Annotated in this window: 21 protein-coding genes; 6 read left to right on the top strand and 15 right to left on the bottom strand. The window is 64.0% G+C overall.

The window, feature by feature from the left end; all coding sequences use genetic code 11:
* Positions 1-82 precede the first annotated feature (82 nt).
* The 11 genes from H2LOC_RS03110 to H2LOC_RS03060 all read right to left on the bottom strand — a co-directional run bounded on the left by H2LOC_RS03110 (position 83) and on the right by H2LOC_RS03060 (position 11,228).
* Complete coding sequence (locus H2LOC_RS03110) at positions 83-763, bottom strand: hypothetical protein (RefSeq protein ID WP_154331557.1); 681 nt, start codon at positions 761-763, stop codon at positions 83-85.
* 178 nt (positions 764-941) lie between these two features.
* Complete coding sequence (locus H2LOC_RS03105) at positions 942-1,976, bottom strand: aspartate-semialdehyde dehydrogenase (protein ID WP_136495056.1); 1,035 nt, start codon at positions 1,974-1,976, stop codon at positions 942-944.
* Positions 1,977-2,030: 54 nt separating this feature from the next.
* Entirely contained in the window at positions 2,031-2,387 is a 357-nt protein-coding gene (locus H2LOC_RS03100) for a hypothetical protein (protein ID WP_136495055.1), read from the bottom strand.
* A gap of 326 nt (positions 2,388-2,713) precedes the next feature.
* Positions 2,714-3,487, bottom strand: coding sequence for a succinate dehydrogenase iron-sulfur subunit (locus H2LOC_RS03095; protein WP_136495054.1), 774 nt, complete (start codon positions 3,485-3,487; stop codon positions 2,714-2,716).
* A 24-nt stretch (positions 3,488-3,511) separates the two neighbouring features.
* Positions 3,512-5,347 carry a succinate dehydrogenase flavoprotein subunit gene (gene sdhA / locus H2LOC_RS03090; protein WP_136495053.1) on the bottom strand — a complete coding sequence of 612 codons (1,836 nt, stop codon included), beginning with the start codon at positions 5,345-5,347 and terminating at the stop codon, positions 3,512-3,514.
* A gap of 44 nt (positions 5,348-5,391) precedes the next feature.
* Positions 5,392-5,787 carry a succinate dehydrogenase, hydrophobic membrane anchor protein gene (gene sdhD / locus H2LOC_RS03085; RefSeq protein ID WP_136495052.1) on the bottom strand — a complete coding sequence of 132 codons (396 nt, stop codon included), beginning with the start codon at positions 5,785-5,787 and terminating at the stop codon, positions 5,392-5,394.
* A 24-nt stretch (positions 5,788-5,811) separates the two neighbouring features.
* Positions 5,812-6,219 (bottom strand): succinate dehydrogenase, cytochrome b556 subunit, encoded by a 408-nt coding sequence (gene sdhC / locus H2LOC_RS03080; protein WP_136495051.1) that lies wholly within the window; start codon positions 6,217-6,219, stop codon positions 5,812-5,814.
* 207 nt (positions 6,220-6,426) lie between these two features.
* Positions 6,427-7,482 carry a cytochrome-c peroxidase gene (locus tag H2LOC_RS03075; RefSeq protein WP_136495050.1) on the bottom strand — a complete coding sequence of 352 codons (1,056 nt, stop codon included), beginning with the start codon at positions 7,480-7,482 and terminating at the stop codon, positions 6,427-6,429.
* Between the two features lies 1 nt (position 7,483).
* Complete coding sequence (locus H2LOC_RS03070) at positions 7,484-8,080, bottom strand: SCO family protein (protein WP_162009686.1); 597 nt, start codon at positions 8,078-8,080, stop codon at positions 7,484-7,486.
* 239 nt (positions 8,081-8,319) lie between these two features.
* Complete coding sequence (gene mtoX, locus H2LOC_RS03065; RefSeq protein WP_136495048.1) at positions 8,320-9,660, bottom strand: methanethiol oxidase; 1,341 nt, start codon at positions 9,658-9,660, stop codon at positions 8,320-8,322.
* A 365-nt stretch (positions 9,661-10,025) separates the two neighbouring features.
* The gene (locus tag H2LOC_RS03060; RefSeq protein ID WP_136495047.1) at positions 10,026-11,228 is read right to left on the bottom strand and encodes an MFS transporter; all 1,203 of its coding nucleotides are present in this window, start codon (positions 11,226-11,228) and stop codon (positions 10,026-10,028) included.
* 105 nt (positions 11,229-11,333) lie between these two features.
* Here H2LOC_RS03060 and alr point away from each other — a divergent pair, with 105 nt between their 5' ends.
* A complete protein-coding gene (gene alr / locus H2LOC_RS03055) occupies positions 11,334-12,434 on the top strand; it encodes an alanine racemase (RefSeq protein WP_136495046.1) in 1,101 nt (366 codons plus the stop codon).
* A gap of 218 nt (positions 12,435-12,652) precedes the next feature.
* Entirely contained in the window at positions 12,653-13,216 is a 564-nt protein-coding gene (locus tag H2LOC_RS03050) for a hypothetical protein (RefSeq protein ID WP_136495045.1), read from the top strand.
* Positions 13,217-13,224: 8 nt separating this feature from the next.
* On the opposite strand, the gene H2LOC_RS03045 is transcribed toward H2LOC_RS03050, so the two are convergent.
* The 3 genes from H2LOC_RS03045 to H2LOC_RS03035 form a co-directional block, all read right to left on the bottom strand.
* Positions 13,225-13,878, bottom strand: a complete 654-nt coding sequence (locus tag H2LOC_RS03045; RefSeq protein WP_136495044.1) for a Maf-like protein — start codon at positions 13,876-13,878, stop codon at positions 13,225-13,227.
* A gap of 23 nt (positions 13,879-13,901) precedes the next feature.
* Entirely contained in the window at positions 13,902-14,120 is a 219-nt protein-coding gene (infA, locus tag H2LOC_RS03040) for a translation initiation factor IF-1 (RefSeq protein ID WP_016920926.1), read from the bottom strand.
* 212 nt (positions 14,121-14,332) lie between these two features.
* Positions 14,333-14,740 carry a bacteriohemerythrin gene (locus H2LOC_RS03035; protein ID WP_136495043.1) on the bottom strand — a complete coding sequence of 136 codons (408 nt, stop codon included), beginning with the start codon at positions 14,738-14,740 and terminating at the stop codon, positions 14,333-14,335.
* 464 nt (positions 14,741-15,204) lie between these two features.
* Between H2LOC_RS03035 and H2LOC_RS03030 the strand changes: the two genes are divergently transcribed.
* Entirely contained in the window at positions 15,205-15,615 is a 411-nt protein-coding gene (locus H2LOC_RS03030) for a GFA family protein (protein WP_136495042.1), read from the top strand.
* A 130-nt stretch (positions 15,616-15,745) separates the two neighbouring features.
* Here the strand turns inward: H2LOC_RS03030 and uvrB are convergent, their stop codons facing one another.
* Complete coding sequence (gene uvrB, locus H2LOC_RS03025; RefSeq protein WP_136495041.1) at positions 15,746-18,322, bottom strand: excinuclease ABC subunit UvrB; 2,577 nt, start codon at positions 18,320-18,322, stop codon at positions 15,746-15,748.
* Between the two features lie 260 nt (positions 18,323-18,582).
* Between uvrB and H2LOC_RS03020 the strand changes: the two genes are divergently transcribed.
* The 3 genes from H2LOC_RS03020 (at position 18,583) to H2LOC_RS03010 (ending at position 20,077) form a co-directional block, all read left to right on the top strand.
* A complete protein-coding gene (locus tag H2LOC_RS03020; RefSeq protein WP_136495040.1) occupies positions 18,583-18,876 on the top strand; it encodes a hypothetical protein in 294 nt (97 codons plus the stop codon).
* Between the two features lie 32 nt (positions 18,877-18,908).
* The gene (locus tag H2LOC_RS03015; protein ID WP_136495039.1) at positions 18,909-19,730 is read left to right on the top strand and encodes a DODA-type extradiol aromatic ring-opening family dioxygenase; all 822 of its coding nucleotides are present in this window, start codon (positions 18,909-18,911) and stop codon (positions 19,728-19,730) included.
* A 203-nt stretch (positions 19,731-19,933) separates the two neighbouring features.
* On the top strand, positions 19,934-20,077 hold the full coding sequence (locus H2LOC_RS03010) for a DUF3096 domain-containing protein (protein WP_136495038.1): 144 nt from the start codon (positions 19,934-19,936) through the stop codon (positions 20,075-20,077).
* Positions 20,078-20,093: the final 16 nt, after the last annotated feature.

Genomic DNA, 20,093 nt, shown 5'->3' with positions numbered 1-20,093 from the left:
TTGGCGAGAGCCAGGATAGCAGTTTCGCCAGTTTCGCCAAACAGGCCGCCGAAGGCGCGCACGATATCGAGCCCCGGTCGAATTACCCGACAACCGCCAATATTTCCGGAATTAGCTTCGCCGCCGGGGCGGCCAGTTCGGCCGTGAGTTTCAACATGGCGAGGATGCGCTCTGCGGAGATTCGAAGCGTGCTTTCGCGCTTCCCGCTCGTCGCTTCCTGCGCCAGTTTTTCAACCTCGGCTTTGAGGGGCGCGAGGGCGTCAGGGGGCATGCGATCCTTGATGAGGTCGAGTTCCGAGCCCAGCTGGAGCAATTTCTGCTTGAGCTCTCCCGGCTCTCCGGGAGCGGAGCCGACGATTTTTGTCACTGTCTTATGAAACATGTCCGCGGCCGGCTCAGCCGCGCCAACGGCGGTCGCGTCATTCGAAGCCGTCGTCATGTCGCCAGAAAGAGGCTCAGCGGCGCCCTCCGCGGCCGACCCGGCTTCCCCGAGCCTTTTCTCCGCTTGCCTTTTGCCGGACCTCAAAACCTTGATGAATTGCGGAGCCGCCATCGCGGCCACGCCAAGCGCTACGCCCGCGAGCAATTCGACCTCGATAAATGCGACGCCGACGGCGACCGCCGCGAGCGCCGCCAAGCGATAAGCGTTGTCGTCGCCGAGAGGCAGCGCCTTCGCAAGAGGCTTGTAGGAAACCGCCGCCCAAGAGACTTTTTCTTTTGGGGACAGCGCGCCCTTCTCGTCCTCATTCCGGAACTGCACCATCACCGCCTCCTCACAGCCGGTCCCGCCCGAGCACATGAGGATCAACGCTTCGACAGACGTCCCGGTTGCGGATTGCCGGCCAGACCCCGCGTCATTGCAAGGAGCGCAGCGCCGACGCAATCCAGGCGGACTGCGCAGGCGCGCAACCCGCCCTTTCTTCGGCGGGCGCGGAAACCCGCTACGCCCTGCCCGTCTTCGGCCCCAGCAGCTTGCGGTTGAGCAGCACTTCGGCGATCTGAACAGCGTTCAGCGCCGCGCCCTTGCGGAGGTTGTCCGACACGCACCAGAAGGCGAGGCCGTTCTCGACGGTCGGATCGCAGCGGATGCGCGAGACATAGGTCGCGTCCTCGCCGGCGGCTTCGTGGGGCGTGATGTATCCGCCCGGCTCATGCTTGTCGATCACCAGCACCCCGGGCGCCTCGCGCAGAATGTCGCGCGCTTCCTCGGGCGAAATCGGCCGCTCGAACTCCACGTTCACCGACTCGGAATGGCTGATGAACACCGGCACGCGGACGCAGGTGGCGACCAGCTTGATCTTGGGGTCGAGGATTTTCTTGGTCTCGGCCACCATCTTCCATTCCTCCTTGGTGAAGCCGTCCTCCATGAAGACGTCGATCTGAGGAATGAGATTGAAGGCGATGCGCTTGGGGAATTTCTTCGTCTGAACGGCGTCGGAGACGAAGATGGCGCGGGTCTGGGCGAAAAGCTCGTCCATCGCCTCTTTGCCGGCGCCGGAAACCGACTGATAGGTCGAGACCACGACACGCTGGATCTTTGCGGCGTCATGCAGAGGCTTCAGCGCCACCACGAGCTGCGCGGTCGAGCAGTTGGGATTGGCGATGATGTATTTTTGCGTGAAGCCGGCGACGGCGTCGGCGTTGACCTCGGGCACGACCAGCGGCACTTCCGGGTCCATGCGGAAGGCGCTCGAATTGTCGATCACGACGCAGCCCTTGGCGCCGATGCGCGGCGACCATTCCCTCGAAACATCCCCTCCCGCGGACATGAGACAGATGTCCGTGTCGCTGAAGTCGTAAGTATCGAGGTGGCGGCATTTCAGGGTCTTGTCGCCGAAGGACACTTCCTGCCCGATAGACCGGGACGAAGCGAGCGGAACCACTTCCGAGACGGGAAAGCGCCGTTCGGCGAGGATATCCAGCATTTCGCGGCCCACATTACCGGTGGCGCCGACGACAGCGACCTTATACGCCATGATTGTCTCCGTCCCGCCGCGCATTGGCCGGCCGGGATTGCTTCTGTTTCCTGATCAGAACGGCAGGCCGACCGACATGCTTCCGGTCGGCGAAACGCCCACCGGCCCCTTGGCGGGACCGGAGGAAGAATTGTCGTCTTCCTTCTTTTTCGGCGGCGCCTTGCCGGGAGACCATCCCTCCAGCTCGCCGAACTGGCGATCCCCGCCCGGCGTTCCGGAAGCCTTGGCTGCGGCGGTCGGCGCATTTTGCTGCTGCTTCGCTTTCGAAGCCTTCTTGCCCTTGGACTTGGCGGGGACGCCCGAGGTGTCGAGCGATTGGGCGTCGAGGCTGAGCTCCTCCGCATGAGCGAGAGGCGCCGCGAGGACCCCGACCATCAGTGCTGCAACAAGCAGGCTTCCACGAAAACGCATCGCGTGGCACTCCAATTCGGCATAGGCAAGTTCTGACTAATTTGCCTTCTGGGCGACGCGAAGGCAACCAGCTCACGTTTCGAGATTATGGCTGACGGGTGATGAACGCCCACCCTCCCCTGGACGGGGAGGGTCGCCGCGAAGCGGCGGGGGGGCGAGCATGAACCTCGCGTTGGGCCTTTTACCCCCCACCCGACCGCCTTCGGCCGTCGACTTCCCCGCGGAGGGGGTAGGCGCCCCACATCGCTTGGGCGCGCCCTTTACCCCGGCGAGGTAAAAGCTGCCTCCGGGGTAATCGCCCGATCGCCCTGGCCTTCCTGCGCCGCTTACTCGACCTCCGCAATGGCCATGTTCTTGAGTTCCGCGATGGCTTTGGCCGGATCCAGCCCCTTGGGGCAGGTCTTGGTGCAGTTCATGATGGTGTGGCAGCGGTAGAGCCGGAAAATATCGTCGACATAGCCGATCCGCTCTTCCTTGGCCTCGTCGCGGGAATCGGAAATCCAGCGATTGGCCTGCAGCAGAGCGGCGGGGCCAAGGTAACGGTCCGAATTCCACCAGTAGCTCGGGCATGAGGTCGAGCAGCAAGCGCAGAGAATGCACTCGTAAAGCCCGTCGAGCTTGGCGCGCTGCTGCGGCGATTGCAGGCGTTCCTTCTCGGGGTCGGGCCCCGCATGCAGCCACGGCTCGATCGCCGCGTGCTGGGCGTAGAAGATGGTGAGGTCGGGCACGAGATCCTTGACCACGGCCATGTGCGGGAGCGGATAGAGCTTTATCGCGCCCTCGATTTCCTCCATGCCCTTGGTGCAGGCGAGCGTGTTGGTCCCGTCGATGTTCATCGCGCAGGAGCCGCAAATGCCCTCGCGGCAGGAGCGCCGGAATGTCAGGGTCGGGTCGATCTTGTCCTTGATCCAGATGATCGCGTCGAGCACCATCGGCCCGCAATCGTCGAGATCGACGAAGAAAGTGTCGATGCGGGGGTTCTGGCCATCGTCTGGATTCCAGCGATAGATTTTGAACTCCCGGACGCGGGCGCTCTCCGGGCGCGGCCAGGTCTTGCCCTCGAGGGGCTTAGAGTTTTGGGGAAGCGTGAATTCAACCATATTCGCAGCTCTTCCTCGGGCGGCTCAGTACACCCGCGCCTTCGGCTCGATATATTGCACTTCGTCCGTCATCGTGAAGCTGTGCACGCCGCGGTAGTCGATCGACACCGACTTGTTCTCGGCGTCGATGGTCGCCAGCGTATGCTTCATCCAATTGGCGTCGTCGCGGTTCGGATAGTCCTCGCGGGCATGGGCGCCGCGCGATTCCTTGCGGTTCTCGGCAGAGACGATGGTCACCGCCGCCTGGGCGATCAGATTCTCGAACTCCAGCGTCTCCACGAGATCCGAATTCCAGATCAGCGAACGATCCGTCACCTTGACGTCGGCGCTCTCGCGCCACACCGCTTTCACCTGCTCGACGCCTTCGGCCAGCACCTCGCCGGTGCGATAGACCGCACAGTGGCTCTGCATCGCCCGCTGCATCTTGTCCCGCAGCGCCGCGGTGGGGGTGGCGCCATTGGCGTAGCGCAGGCGATCGAGGCGCGAAAGGGCCGCATCGGCGCTGCCGGCCGGCAGTTCCGGCTGGGTCTCGCCGGGCTTGACCACTTCCGCCGCACGCAGGCCCGCGGCGCGACCGAACACGATGAGGTCGATCAGCGAATTCGAGCCGAGACGGTTGGCGCCGTGCACGGAAACGCAGGCGGCTTCGCCGATCGCCATCAGGCCCGGCACCACCGCATCGCCGTCGCCGCCCTTCTTGGTCAGCACTTCGCCGTGGTAGTTCGTAGGTATGCCGCCCATGTTGTAATGGACGGTCGGAATGATCGGGATCGGCTCGCGGGTGACGTCCACGCCGGCGAATATCTTCGCGCTTTCGGAAATTCCCGGCAGGCGCTCGTGCAGGATCGCCGGATCGAGATGTTCGAGGTGAAGGAAAGCGTGGTCCCTGTGCTTGCCGACGCCCCTGCCCTCGCGGACCTCCATCGTGATGGCGCGCGAGACCATGTCGCGCGGCGCGAGGTCTTTGACGCTGGGCGCATAGCGCTCCATGAAGCGCTCGCCCTCGCTGTTGGTCAGATAGCCGCCCTCGCCGCGCGCGCCCTCGGTGATGAGGCAGCCCGCGCCATAGATGCCGGTCGGATGGAACTGCACGAACTCCATGTCCTGCAGCGGCAGGCCGGCGCGCAGCGCCATGGCGTTGCCGTCGCCGGTGCAGGTATGCGCCGAGGTCGCGGAAAGATAGGCGCGGCCGTAGCCGCCGGTGGCGAGCACGGTGAGGCCGGCGCGGAATCGATGGATGGTTCCATCGTCCAGCTTGAGGCAGACGACGCCGCGACAGCGCCCTTCCGAATCCATGATCAGGTCGAGCGCGAAATACTCGACGAAAAACTCGGTGTCGTGCTTGAGCGCCTGGCCATAGAGCGTATGCAGCATGGCGTGGCCGGTGCGGTCCGCGGCGGCGCAGGTGCGTTGCGCCGGCGGGCCCTTGCCGAAATCCGTGGTCATGCCGCCGAAGGGCCGCTGATAGATGCGCCCGTCGGCCGTGCGGGAGAACGGCACGCCCCAATGCTCCAGCTCGTAGACGGCTTCCGGAGCGTTGCGGCACAGATATTCGATCGCGTCCTGGTCTCCGAGCCAGTCGGAGCCCTTGACGGTGTCGTACATGTGCCATTTCCAGTCGTCCGGCCCCATGTTGCCGAGCGCGGCGGCTACCCCGCCCTGCGCCGCAACCGTATGCGAACGCGTGGGAAACACCTTGGTCACGCAGGCTGCGCGCAGGCCGGCCTTGGCGCAGCCGACCACGGCGCGCAGGCCCGCGCCGCCGGCCCCCACGACCACCACGTCGAAACTGTGATCGACGATTTCGTAGGCCCGGCCATTGATGCTGGCGCTTGTCGACGCCCCGCCGTTTGCAACCATCACGACGCCTTTATCTTAAGCGAGAAAGCTGAACGAAGGCCGCGCTACTTGGGCGCGGCGATGATGAGAACCGCCAGCGTCCAGACAGAAGCTATGGCGAGAGAGGCCCATTTATTGGCGACAAGCGCCTTTTCCTTCAGCGCCGGGTCATGGACATAGTCGATGATGACCGATTCGGCGCCGAGCCGCATATGGGCGCAGGCGATCGCGATGAAGGCGATGATCGCGAGCGCGGGAATCGGCCGGCCGATTTCGGCGCGCGCCGCCTCGAAGGATTTCCCCGAGACCGAGACGAGCAGCCAGCCGACGACGAGGCCGAGCGGCGCCAGCGCATAGCTGGATCGGCGCATGAATTTGTCGTGCGGGGAGCCCGAACGGTCGGAGACGTAAGCGGCGCCCTGTCCGGTCCTGCCGCTGACGAACTGCGTGCGAGAGGTCATGACTATTGTTCTCCGGACGGTCGCTCAACCGGCGAGGGTGGTCAGAATCCAGGTCATCAGGGTCAGGGCGATGCTGCCCCCCAGCGACGCCTGGGTGATCAGCTCGCGCCCTTTGGCGTCCATGTAGAGCCCGCGGTCCCATACCGCATGGCGGACGCCGCCGAGAAGATGGTGAAACAGCGCCCAGCTGTAGAGCAGCATGAAGAGATGGCCGACGAAGCCGTTGGCGATCCATGAGAAAGCCGAGAAAGCGCCCGGCCCGAAGGCCAGCGCGAGCAGATAGATCGCCAGCAGGGCCGAGCCGGCGTAAAGGGCCACGCCGGAAATCCGATGCGCCATCGACATCGCCATGGTCAACATGGGCTTGTAGACGGTCAGATGCGGCGAGAGCGGCCGCTTGTCCGCGGCGGCGTCCAGTTCGGCTTGCGCCATGGCTTTTCCCTTCCAACAGCCGAGCTTGTTTTATCATAGTAGTTAAATGAATCGCCCCGGCGCCGCAACTGCGAAGGAAATTTCTTTCCGAGGCGCCGACAAAGAGACGCCTGTGCTCCTCGATCCGCGAACCGACGACATAAGCATATCTAAATATGATCAGGGAGAGCGGGACGCGTCGTCGCCCGGGCCGAAGCTTTCGGAGAATCAGAGCGCTTTCAAAAAGGCGACGATCGCCGCCTTCTCGTCGTCCGTGAGGCCGAGCGGGACGAGGCGCGGGTCGAGGTTGGGGTTGGGGCCGCCGCCCGAATTGTAGAATTCGACTGCTTCTTCCAGCGTCGCGATGCTGCCGTCGTGCATATAGGGCGGGCTGTCCTTCACGCCGCGCAGCGAAGGGGTGGTGAAGGCCCAGCGATCGGCGGGGTTGCGGGTGATCTCGAAGCGGCCGAGGTCGCCGCGCGGGTCGCGCCGGCCCGGGCCGAAGCCTGAAAGGCGCGCGTCCGTCGTCACCCCGGGGGCCAATTCCACCCGCGTCGAGGGCCCCGATCGAGACCGAAAAGCAACGCCGGTGTCGTGCCAGGACTGATCGGTAAAGAGCGCGCTGTCCGCGCCGATCCGGTGACAGGCCGCGCATCCGCCCTTGGAGACGAAAATCTCGTAGCCGCGCCGCTCCTGCGGCGTCAGCGCCGCATCGTCGCCGCCAAAGATCGCGCGATCGAAACGCGTGTCTGCGTTGAGCAGACCCGCTTCATAGGCGGCGATCGCGCGGCCCAGCGTCGCCATCGTCACGCCTTCGCCGGGAAAGGAGGCGCCGAAGGCGGGGCCATAGTCCTTGTCCTGCGCGAGGCGCGTCAGCAAGGGCCCGATTCCGCCGTTTCCCATCTCGTCAGGGGTCAGCAACGGCCCCCAGACCTGTGCGGCGAGGTCGGTCTCACGCCCGTCGTGAAACAGATACTGCTTGAAGACGACGTTGTAGAGCGAGGGCGCGTTGCGGCGCAGCGCGCTCCCCTCCATGCCGATCGAAACCGCGCTTTGGGTCGAGGCATAGCCCTGCGTCGGGATATGGCACATTGCGCAGGACAGCGTGCCGTTGGCGGAGAGACTGCGGTCGAAGAAGAGTTTTTCGCCGAGGCTCCGCATCTGCGCCGTTCCCGCCACTGCGGCCGGAACCGGCGGCAATCCCAGGGGCGATTTGAGTTCGCCGGCGCAGGCGGCGCCGAGCATCGTAAAGAAGCCCAGGACGAGGCCAGAAAGCCGGCGCATCTCATCTCACTTTCGAATCGGGGCCGGCGCCGGGAAATTCCAGCGCCAGCGTGCGGGCGTCGTTCAGCAGATTCTCGGGCGTCAGAAATGCGACAGTATAAATCTCCCGCGTCCAGCCTTCGGGATCGATCAGGAACACTTTCAGCATGTGGTTGAGCGCGCCCGTCCTTGCGCCCGCGGCGTCGACGTCCGGCGAAACATCCTGCCCCATGGCTTGCAACAGAGGCGCGAGCGCGGCGTGCGACGGCGCGGTCAGGAAACTCCAGGGGACGCCTGGTCCCCGGCTCTCCGACTCCTGAAGCAGCTTCAGGACCGATGGCCGATCGCGCTCGGGGTCCAGCGACACGAAGACGAGGCGCAGCCTGTCCTTCAGCAGCGGGTCCTCGCTCGCCTCCTTGCGCGCCGTCTCGAAAGTCGACCAGGCTACAGGACAGCCTGTCGGGTCCTGGCAGTGGGAGTAGAAGAAGGCGAGCGCAGTCACCGAGCCTCGGGTGACGCTGGACAGGCGCACAGGTCCGCCTGTCGCGTCCAGCAGCTCGGCTTCCGGCGCGCGCTGGATGCGCTGCAGCGCATAGCTGCCCGGCGTCGGGAGCCTCATGGCCAGCGCTGCGGGCGCGAACAGCGCGACCGCCGCAACTAGAGCGCATTTCGCAAAAGTTGGCAGGCTTTTGCGACAATAATGCGCTCCAGCTATTTGATTCTGGCGTGATTTCTTATCGCTCGAACGATCATAGGGCGTCCATTTGGACGCTCGTCCTACAGGACGGGCTATGTCGAGCAGAAAGCGCACTAAGACGAGAGGCGCAAGCGCGCCTCCCGCAAATTTGCCTCGCCGCGTCATTTGGCGTCGGCCTTTGGGGCCGCGGCGGTGAACTTCATGTGATGCGCCCGCCCTAAGCCCTCCTTGTGGAAGTCGATGGCGAAGGACTCCGTGAGTTCCTTGCCGTCCCAAGCGTAGGCTTTCAGGAATTGTTCGTTGTCGGCGTTCTTCTTGTCCCAATTGGCGAGCAGAGAGGTGGTGTAATAGACGCGCTTTCCGTCCCAGCTCTGCGAGACCATATTGACCTGGGCGCCGATCTTCTTGGAGTAGGTCTGCTTCGGCTTTTCGGGGTCGGAAAGATCGAAGAGACGCGTCGTTCCGTCCATGAAGGTGTTGACCCAGAGCGACTTCGCGTCGGCTGCGATCGAAATGTCGACCGGAAGGGGAATCGTCGCCGGGTCGCCGATGTCGGCGACGGGTTTGGCGCGCCACTGCTTCTGTTCGTCCTGCTTGACGAGATAGAGCTTCGAGGTCAGCGCCGTGGCCGAGATCGCCCAATTGGCTCCGGGCGCCAGCGCCCAGCGGATTTCGAGCGGCGCGCCGGGAACCGAGAACACCTGCTCCGGCTTCATGGCCTTCAAATCCCACAGAACCATCGTGGCGCCGAAATTCTTCATCGCCGCGCTGTCCTGGATCAGCTGCCCCATGTCCATCATGTAATTGGTCCAGCCGGTGAAGCTGGAAGTGAGCATCAGATTTTCGGCCGGATTGATGGCGATGTCGTAGCCATAGCCGTCGCCGCCGTTATCCAGCGGCATCGGCGTCGCCGCGATGACGTCGCCGGCGTTGTTGAAAGTGACGAGTCCGGTGCGGCCGCCATGATCCTGCTTGTTCGACAGCGCCTGCACCAGAACGCGCCCCGGCAACGCATAGAAGGTGTGCGGGCCGACATAGCCGGTCTTTTCAGCAAGATCGTCGATGGTCTTGACCAGCTTCGGCGTCGAGGGGTCGGCGCCGACGTCGAAGATGAAGATCTTGTTGTCGTCGAGCCGGCCGGCCCACAGATATTTGCGATCGTCGGTGAAGCCCATGTGATGCGCTTCGCCTCTTCCGCCGACCGAAATCGTATGAATGACCTTGCCATAGGTCTTCGACCCCGGAACGACGTCGATGGTCACGAGCTTGTCGGATTCGTCGCCGACGCCCTTTTCCCCCAGCGTCCAGACGTGGAGATATTGCTCCTGCCCCTTGATCAGCCCGGTCATGAAAGGCGAATTGCAGGTCTCGTCGGCGCGCGCAGCGGGCGCCGTCAGGGCCAAAGCGCACAGCGCCGCGAAGAGGGCGGCCCGCCCGAGAGGGATGGCTCCCTTCTCCCGATCAACCCACCTCCGCCAGCCTGAATTGTCTACGATCTTCATTTGCTGCTCTCCCTTTTGACGCCGCATTCTTTTTCCGCCGTTCATTAGATGACCGGTCGTCTTATACTTATTCATCCGCTCACCAAGGCAACCCGGTGACGACGGAACCGTTTCATGTGAGGCGCCCCCAACCACCACCTGCGTGGGGGGTCGATCGCTGAACGCGATCGGGTGGGGCGGGCAAAAAATGAGGCGGCCTCGCACCCCACCTCGCCGCTTCGCGGCGGCCCTCCCCATTTAGAGAAAGCGCCCTTTTTCTGATCTCCCTGGCCGCCAGCAAGCAATATGACCAGTCGTCTCAAATTGCAAGGGCGATTGAGACGGCGTCGGAGGCGCCTGGCTTCCAAAGGCGAAAATGCGCCTTCCTACCCCCCGTTTCGCCCCAGTTCAGGCATCCGCCATTTTGCCGCCCATAGCCCGAGAAGCGCGAGGCCCGCGCAGCCGGCGCTGGCCCAGAAAGCGGTTTCGGCGCCGTGAGCCTCCCAGAGCGCCCCTGCGGCAAGGCTGGAGGCCAGCGTCGCAACGCCCCCGAACAGGTTGAAGACCCCGAAGGCGGTCCCGCGCAGCTCCGGCGTCGCCACGTCTGCGACGAGCGTAGCGAGCAGGCCTTGCGTGAAGCCCATGTGCAGGCCCCATAAAGCGACGCCGAGCGCCACCCCGTCGAGACCGCCCAGATTCGCCAGCGCCGCATCGGCGGCGATGAGCAGAACGAGTCCCAAAGCGAGCGGCGTCGTGCGGTCGCGGTTGTCGGAGATCGCGCCCACCGGATAAGCGGCGAGAGCGTAAACGACGTTCATGCCGACCAGCACCAGGGGCGCAAGGGCGACGGCAAGGCCGGCGTCGCGGGCGCGCAGAATCAGGAAAGCCTCGCTGAACCTCGCCAGCGAAAAGGCCGTCGCCACGCCGACGATGAGCCAATAGGCGCCGCCTAGCCGGCGCAATTCGTCGACATGCAGCGGAAAACGGGCCTTTCGCCCGCCATTGGCCCGATCCGGCTCTCCCACCCCGGCGATAAGCACGGCGACGGCGAGAATCGCCGGAATCACCGCGACCCAGAACACGACCTTGAAATCATTCGCTGTCAGCCACATCAGCCCGATGGCGGCCGCGGGGCCGAGAAATGCGCCCACGGTGTCCATCGATTGGCGCAGGCCGAAAGCCGCGCCGCGCAATTCCGGCGGGGTGATGTCGGCCACCAGCGCGTCCCGCGGCGCCCCGCGTATGCCCTTGCCCACCCGGTCTATGAAACGGGCCGCGATGAGAAGGTCGACGCCCTGGGCCAGCGGAAATGCCGGCTTGGTCACGGCGGCGAGGCCATAGCCGAGGACCGCGAGCCATTTGCGCTTGCCCAGCCAATCCGACAGGGCTCCGGAAAATATCTTGACGATGGAGGCCGTGGCTTCGGCTATTCCCTCGATCGCGCCGACCTCGACCATGGAGGCGCCGAGAACGCCGACCAGATATACCGGCAACAGGGCATGGATCATCTCGGAGGAAAGGTCCATCAGCAGGGACACGACGCCGAGCGCCCAGACGCCCCGGGGAATCTGCCGCAAGGGCTTCAACATGCTCTGTCTCCGAGAAAGCTTATTCTCGGTCTATCATGATTTGGGCGCCGCAGCATTGCCGCCTAATATGCGCCTGTCCTCTCGAATCAGCGACCGACCCGCCCGATGTCCGATTTCCCCACGCCCGCGACAGACCGGCCCGAGCATTGTGAAAACGCCCTTCTGACGGTCGATCTTTCGGCGCTGCGCCAAAACTGGCGCTTGCTGGCCGATTTTTCGAACGGGGCCGAATGTTCCGGGATGCTGAAGGCCAACGCCTATGGGCTCGGGCTGGAACCGGTCATGCGGGCGCTGCTCGCCGAAGGATGCCGGACATTTTTCGTCGCCACCGCCGCCGAGGGGGAACGCGCCCGCGCCGTTTCGGAAACGGCCGCGATCTATGTTCTGGAAGGGCTGCCTCCCGACTGCGGCGAGCTGATCGCCCGGGCTCGCCTCATTCCCGTGCTGGGCTCGTTGGAGGAGATCGCCGAATGGGCTCCGAGCGGGCTCGACGCCGCAGTCCAGCTCGACACCGGCATGAACCGCATGGGCCTGCCGCTCGAGCAGACCCTTGGAGCCGCGTCCGCCATCAGGCCCCGGCTGGTCATGAGCCATTTCGTGACGTCTCAGACGCCCAACGACCCGCTCAATGAACGACAGATCGCCGCCCTCGCAGCCGCGCGCGCCGCTTTCCCCGGCATCCCGGCCTCGCTGTGCAATTCCTCCGGGATTTTCCTGCCCCACAAGCCGCTGCTGGAGCTCACGCGGCCCGGCTATGCGCTGTTCGGCGGCAATCCGACGCCCCGCGGCCCCAACCCGATGAAGCCCGTCGTCCGGCTTCGCGCCCGCATATTGGCGACGCGCGACATCGCGGCGGGCGAGACCGTCGGATATGACGCGACCTGGACCGCGACGCGGCCGACGAAGCTGGCCACGGTCGGGGTCGGCTATGCCGACGGCGTGCCGGTCGGAGCCTCCACCGCGCCGGGCAAGCCCCCGGCGGAGGCGCTGGTCGGCGGCCGGCGCTGCCCGCTGGTCGGGCGCGTCTCGATGGATTTCATCGTGCTCGACGTCACCGAGGCGCCGCCGGGCGCGGCGCGGCGCGGGGAATGGGTCGAGCTTCTCGGCGACGAGATCGGCGTCGACGAGCTCGCGACCCGGTCGCGGACCATAGGCTATGAGATTTTGACCCGGCTCGGCCCGCGCTATGCAAGGCGCTATGTGTGAGCCGTCGGTCCTTTCGTGAGGCGGACGGCCGCTCAGCCCCATTCGCCTGTGTCGCTTCGATTCGACGGTCGATTCACTTTATCTCGCGAAAACAATCGCTGCTTAATCGCCACGAAACTTACAACTTCTAGTTATCGCAACCTCGCGAGACCGTCGGGGCTCGCAGTCCGTAGATCGATAAAAGTTTCAAGCCCTCGATTTATATGCGGGTGCATCCCATGAACAAAGTTCTCAGGATCCTCGGCGGCCTTTTTCTGGCGCTTCTCGTCATGGGCGCCGGCATATTCGGCTATGCGGCCATCCAAGGCCAGAAACTCGACGCCGAAAGCAAAATCTACGTCGAAGCGGCGCTGCCGAGAGTCTTGGCGGATATGAGCGCGGCTAATTTCTTGAGCTACATGGACCCGGGGGACAGGGCCAAAATGAACGCCGGCGCATTCGACCGGTTCGCGTCGGATATTCGGCAGAGACTGGGGCGTTTCCAATCATATGACGATCTGAAAGGCGATTCCTTTCAGATGTATTCGACCAGCGGCCCCAAAATCACGGCGAGATACCTCGCTCGCTGCCAATTCGAAAAAGGCGCGGTCACGGCGACCATCACTGTTCGAAAAGCAGGCGAAAACTGGAGTTTGATGGGCGTCCATTTCGATTTGGACACTCTGACGCCGCTTGCGCCCAACTCCGCCCCGGTCCGCGCCGAGATTTCTCCCGCTCCGTCGCGAACGCGCAATCCGCATGACGGGATCTCGCGATTGGCGGCCTTCCGCTTCGTCCCCTGATCGGCGAGCTAGCCGCGCGCCGTCCAGGACTCCAGCGTCGGATAGCCCTCCCCGGCCAGCAGATTCACCGTCTCATAGAGCGGCAGTCCGACCACGGCCGTATAGGAGCCGATCAGCTTGACGACAAAGGCGCCGGCGAAGCCCTGAACGGCGTAGCCGCCGGCCTTGCCCCGCCACTCCCCGGTGGCGAGATAGGCGTTGATTTCAGCGCTGGCGAGCCGCTTGAAGCGCAGCCGCGCCTCGACCAGACGCCGCCGCTCCGCCCCGCGCGGCGTGATCAGGCTGACCGCCGTATAGACCCTGTGCTGACGCCCGGAGAGCAGTTGAAGGCAATCTTCCGCTTCCTCGCGCGTTTCGCATTTGGGCAGAATGCGACGTCCCACCGCGACGACGGTATCGGCGGCGAGAAGAAACGAACCGTCGAGGTCCGGCTGCAGCTTTCTGATCTTCGTGGCTGCAGCGGCCTTCTCGCTGGCGAGACGCACGGCGAGGCTGCGCGGCAGTTCGAACCGCTGCGGGGTTTCGTCGATATCTGCGGGAAGCAGAGCATCCGCATCGAGGCCCGCCTGCTGCAGCAGGGCGAGTCGTCGCGGCGACGCCGAGGCCAGGATGAGCTTGGGGCGCAGAGAGCCGGCTTCGCTGTTCGAGGGTTCGGCCGTCACGAAAGGCGCTCCGCCGACGGCAATTAGCGGAAGCGATAGGTAATGCGACCTTTTGTGAGGTCGTAGGGCGTCATTTCCACGAGCACCTTGTCGCCTTCCAGCACGCGGATGCGATTCTTGCGCATCTTGCCGGCGGTGTGGGCAATGATTTCGTGATCGTTCTCGAGCTTGACCCGGAACATCGCGCTGGGCAGCAGCTCAGTGACAATACCAGGAAATTCAAGCAGTTCTTCTTTGGCCATGTGGTTCCTTCAGGGGAGCGCCTCACTCGGGCGGCGGCAATGCTGGCGGCGCGACGCCCCGGGATTGGCGCGGAACCTAATCGAGAATGGCCGATTTGTGAACTGTGGTGTTGAGCGGAAACAGGCGAATTTACCCGATTTCACCGCTGGATGCTCCAGCGATCGATCCTTTCGACCGCTGGAGCGGGTTTACATTACGCGAGGCTCGCCCCTCAGGCGACGCCCTTCGCATTCAGATACGGGCCATATAATTTGTCGATATTGGGAATGTGATCGGTCAGCCAACCGACGACGAAAGCCGCGGTGTCGCCGGTGATTTCGGTTTCGCCCGCGTGGAATTTCTTCTGCACGTCGAGGCAGGTCGCGACCAATTTGTCGTGCTCGGCCTTATGCGCGGCGGTGGCGGGATAATCATATTTGGCGAAATTGGCTTCCTCGGCGGCGAAATGATCCGCCACATAGGCGATCAAGGCGTCCAGGCGCTCGCCGACCTTGGCCCGGTCGCCGGCGCCGACCGCCTCGCCGAGCGAGTTGAGCAATCTGAAGATTTCCTGATGCTCCTGATCATGCGCGGCGACGTTGGTGGCGAACTTTTCTTTCGTCCAGCTGATGAGCGACATGACGCTTCCTTCCCGAAAATGATTATGCTTGTCGGCTGTTCAATCGATGGCGCTGAGCAAATTCGAACGGTTAGGGACGAATTTCATGGAAGCATGAAATCATGCGATAGTATTTGGATCATGCGCGCCGCGCGCCAGCGACCGAACGCTGGACTTTTTACGTGACAAACCGGCCATTGCACTTGAGCCATGTCAACAAGATGGCAAATAGCCGCATGAGCTTAAGGCTTTATTCGCCACGATGTTCTGCCGCCGCGCGCTTTCGCCGCAGGCTTTGACGAAAGCGGAGACTGAGAAGATCTGCAGTATAACATGATACCAGAACGTCGTTTAGTGAGTCCCATTCATGACTCTTTGTCTTTTGGACTTGTCGGGGTTTGGGGCGCGGGCGCCCTCATGAATAGGACCGGCTGGTATCTCCGCAACTTGCGAGAAATTGCATAAGCGGTCATCTGGAGGCGCGCATGTTGCACGGAAGCTGCCTATGCGGCGGAATCAAGTATCAGATTAACGGGCAGCTGTCCGGCGCCTTGAATTGTCATTGCTCGATGTGCCGGAAGGCGCAGGGTAGCGCCTTTCGCAGCCGGGCATCCGTCAAATCGGCGGAGTTCAAATTTATACAGGGCGAGGAGCTCATTACCTTCTACGAATCGTCGCCAGGAAATCACAGGGGTTTTTGCCGGGTATGCGGATCCCCGATCCTGAGCAAGTTCGATGATCATCCGAACTATTATGGCTTGCCGCTGGGAGCGCTGGATGACGATCCTGGCGTCCGACCAGGACGTCACGTCCACGTGGCCAGCAAGGCGCCCTGGTACACGATCACCGATGATCTCCCGCAGCTGCCCGGCGCACCGGATTGGGTGGATTTCTAGCCCCTGACGCGGACGGTTAGAATGCCCTTATCATAGCCCGATCTCGCGCCCCCTGTCGGGCGCGCGCTCTCCTCGATCTGCTCCCTCGGAAGGGGCCTGAATGTTCGGGCGAAGTGCGCTCTCCCTGCCCTTACTTGCTCTTGCCCTTCACCGCCCTTGTTCCCGGCTTGCCCATGGTGGAGCGCGGCAGCGGACGGCCGAGCGGCCGGGCCTCGCCGCCGCCGAAATTATGCGGCCCCATGTCCGCGTCGGTCGGTTTGCGCGCACGAGTCCCGGAGCTTTCGCTCGCGCCCCCTGAGGCTGCGCGCAGATATTTCATCGGTCCCGCGTCGGCCAGCAGCTCCGCCCTTTGCAGGCGCTGGATCTCGTCGCGCAGCCGCGCCGCCTCCTCGAAAGCGAGGTCGGCCGCCGCTTCGCGCATCTTCTTTTCGAGCTCAGCGATGACCGCCGCGAGATTATGCCCGGGCGCGATGTCGACGCCGGTGTCCACCGTGTAATGATCTTCCTCGGCGACGGAGCCCAGAATATCGGCGATGCCGCGCTTGATCGAGGCCGGCGTGATGCCGTGCTCGGCGTTATAGGCCTCCTGCTTGGCGCGGCGGCGGTTGGTTTCGTCCATCGCCCGCTGCATCGAGCCGGTGACATGATCGGCGTAGAGGATCACCCTTCCGTCGACATTGCGCGCCGCGCGTCCGATGGTCTGGACCAGCGAGGTCTCGGAGCGCAGAAAGCCTTCCTTGTCGGCGTCGAGAATGGCGACCAGTCCGCATTCGGGAATATCGAGACCCTCGCGAAGAAGATTGATGCCGACCAGAACGTCGAAGGCGCCGAGCCGCAGGTCGCGGATGATCTCGATGCGCTCGATCGTGTCGATGTCCGAGTGCATGTAGCGCACCCTCACGCCGTTCTCGTGCAGATATTCGGTGAGGTCTTCGGCCATGCGCTTCGTCAGCACCGTCACGAGCGAGCGATAGCCCATCTGCGAGGTCGCCTTCGCCTCATGCAGCAGATCGTCGACCTGCGCGCGAGCCGGCCGCACATCGACCGGCGGATCGATCAGGCCGGTGGGGCGGATGACCTGCTCGACGAAGACGCCGCCGGTCTGCTCCATCTCCCAGCCGCCCGGCGTCGCCGAAACGCTGACGGTCTGGGGGCGCATCGCGTCCCACTCCTCGAAACGCAGCGGGCGATTGTCCATGCAGGAGGGCAGACGGAAGCCATATTCGGCCAGCGTCGCCTTGCGGCGAAAGTCGCCCTTGTACATCGCGCCGATCTGCGGCACGCTGACATGGCTTTCGTCGGCGAAGACCAGCGCGTTGTCGGGCAGATATTCGAACAGCGTGGGCGGCGGCTCGCCCGGCTTTCTGCCGGTGAGATAGCGCGAATAATTCTCGATGCCGGCGCAGGCCCCGGTCGCCTCCATCATTTCGACGTCGAAGCGCGTACGCTGCTCCAGCCGCTGCGACTCGACGATACGGCCGGCGCGGTTGAGTTCGTCGAGCCGCGCGCGCAGCTCCTCCTTGATGGACTTGATCGATTGCAGCAGCGTCGGACGCGGCGTCACGTAATGCGAGTTGGCGTAGACCTTCACAAATTCGAGATCGACCGTCTTCTTGCCGGTCAGAGGATCGAACTCGTAAATGCCTTCCACCTCGTCGCCGAAGAAGCTCACGCGCCAGGCGCGATCCTCGTAGTGGGCGGGAAAAATATCCACCGTGTCGCCGCGCACGCGAAAGGTTCCGCGGGTGAAATCGGCCTGCACGCGGCGGTACTGCAGAGCCACCAGATCCGCGATCAGCTGGCGCGGTTCGATCTTTTCGCGCAGCGTGATTCCGAAGGTCATCGCGGTGTAGGTTTCCACCGAGCCGATGCCGTAGATGCATGACACCGAGGCGACGATGATGACGTCGTCGCGCTCCAGCAAAGCGCGCGTCGCGGCGTGGCGCATGCGGTCGATCTGCTCGTTCACCGAGGATTCTTTCTCGATGTAAGTGTCCGAGCGCGGCACATAGGCCTCGGGCTGGTAATAATCGTAATAGGAGACGAAATATTCCACGGCGTTGTGGGGGAAGAACGCCTTGAACTCGCCATAGAGCTGCGCCGCCAGGGTCTTGTTGGGCGCCAGGATCAGCGCAGGCCGCTGGGTGCGGGCGATCACCTGCGCCATGGTGAAGGTCTTGCCGGAGCCGGTGACGCCGAGCAGCACCTGATCGCGCTCCTGCGCCTCGATCCCCTTAACGAGTTCGTCGATGGCGTGGGGCTGGTCGCCGCAGGGCTTGTAGTCCGACACCAGCTCAAAGCGGACGCCGCCCTCGGATTTCTGTGGTCTCTCGGGCCGGTGCGGCGTCCAGGCGGCCTTGTTGCGGACATTGGGGTCGCCGAGCCGCAACAGCTGATCCAGACTGTCGATGGTGGCCTGCACGCCGCCGAAGCCGCCCGGCGCAGCGTCGCCGGCTTTCGGAACCCCGCCGTCGAGCCCATATTTGCGCATGTCATCGGCGTCGAGGCCGGTCACCGAGCCGGGATCGTAAGGCGCCTGCGGCGTTTCCTCGAAGCCCTGCGCCGGCGCCAGAGCCGGATTGAGCAGAGCCGCGAGATGGGGCTCCAGCGGCGCAAGCTCGGGCTTGGCGGCTTTGGCGCGGGTCGCGCGCACCGGGGAGCGGGAGCTTTTCTTGCCCGTCGGGCGTTCTTTGTCGGATGAGGTCATGGGTTCGTTCTGGCGGCCGGTCATGGGCGGGGCCGCTCGCGCAATATGGAGCGCCTTCGCCCCGGATGGAAGAGCGGGTAGCGACGGCGCGGGAGCGATCGGATCGGTTTTATCTGCGCCAACCGCCGCCATCGGGCGAAGGGGTTCGCCCTCCCATCGAGGGGGAGGGTCGCCGCGAAGCGCCGGAGTGGGGTGATTTTCTAGGAAAAAAATAGCGGTTGGCGCAGATTGCGCTGATCTGCCGCAAGGAGGCCGGTCGAATGAAACGCAGGAAAGTCGACTGGGCAGAGCTGGCGGTCGCCTCCGTCATGCTTAGCCAGAAGGCCGGTGAGGTCGTCGCCCTGCGCATGGCGACCATCGCTCTCGGCGGCCGCAAGGCCCGCGCCGAAAGCCGCATGATGCTCGCCGAAAAAATGAAAGCGGCGATGGACGCCAATATCGCCGCCGCGGCCAGCGTGATGATTTGGCAGCCGCATCTCGCGCCGCGACGGGCGCTGAACGTCTATCGCAAGCGGGTGCATAAGAACCTTGCCCGGCTCTCGAAGAAAAAATAGCCCAAATCAGCTGCGTCATGCGAGACTGGGCCATGACCGGCGACGCGCGCAAGCTCCCCACCTTCTTCATTCCCCATGGCGGCGGGCCGTGGCCTTTCATGGACAGTGCCTTCGGCCCGCCGGGAATGTGGGATGGGCTGCGCGACTTCCTCGCGGGCCTTCCCGCCAGCCTTCCGGCCAGGCCGAAAGCGGTTCTGACGATTTCCGCCCATTGGGAGACGCCGCGCCCGACCGTCGACATCGACCCCGCTCCGGGCCTGCTGTTCGACTATTACGGCTTTCCGGAACACACCTATAAGCTCCGCTATCCCGCCCCCGGCGCGCCGCAACTGGCCGTGCATGTGATGGAGTTGCTCGGCGCCGCCGGCCTTCCCTGCGACGAGGCGCGCGGCCGCGGCTTCGATCACGGCGTGTTCATTCCCTTCATGCTGATCTACCCCCAGGCGGATATGCCGATCCTGCAAATGTCCTTGCAGAAGGGCGCAAGCGTCGCGCGGCATCTCGCTGTCGGCCGCGCGCTGGCGCCGCTACGCGAAGAAGGCGTGCTGATCGTGGGCAGCGGCATGAGCTATCACAATCTGCGGGAGTTCTTTTCGCCGAGCGAGACGGCGCGAAAACCCGCGGCGCAATTCGACGATTGGCTGACGCAGGCGGTCGAGGCCGCCGATCCCGCCGCGCGCGAGGCCGGGTTGGAGAGGTGGTTCTCGGCGCCGGGCGCAAAACAAAGCCACCCGACCCCGGAACATCTGGAGCCGCTGTTCGCCGCCGCCGGCGCGGCGGGCCAAGACCTCGGCCGCAGGGTATTCAGCTGCGAACTTGCAGGCAAGCCGGTGTCGGCGTTCAGGTTCGGGTGAGGCGGGGCTGTTGTGAGCAGGCGCACCGATTGATTTCAGCCGTCATCGCGAGCGGAGCGAAGCGATCCAGAGCAGCGCCAATCCCTCTGGATTGCCGCGTCGCTACGCTCCTCGCAATGACACACCCTCGCCTTGAGCCCTGCCCCGCCCCAATTTCACCTTAAACGGACGCGAAGCCTTCAGCCTCACTGTGGAGAATCAATATGCAAGTCAGCATTACCCATGTTCAGCCGATCGTCTCGCTCATCGCCGGCGTGCTGATCCTCGTCATGCCGCGCCTGTTGAACTACATCGTGGCGATCTTCCTCATCATCTCCGGCATTCTCGGGCTCGGCTTCTTCCACTAGCCGCTTCGGAGCCCTC

Origin of the sequence: Methylocystis heyeri (genome assembly GCF_004802635.2) — a bacterium.
Lineage (GTDB): Bacteria > Pseudomonadota > Alphaproteobacteria > Rhizobiales > Beijerinckiaceae > Methylocystis > Methylocystis heyeri.
This window is presented reverse-complemented; position numbering and strand designations above follow the sequence as displayed.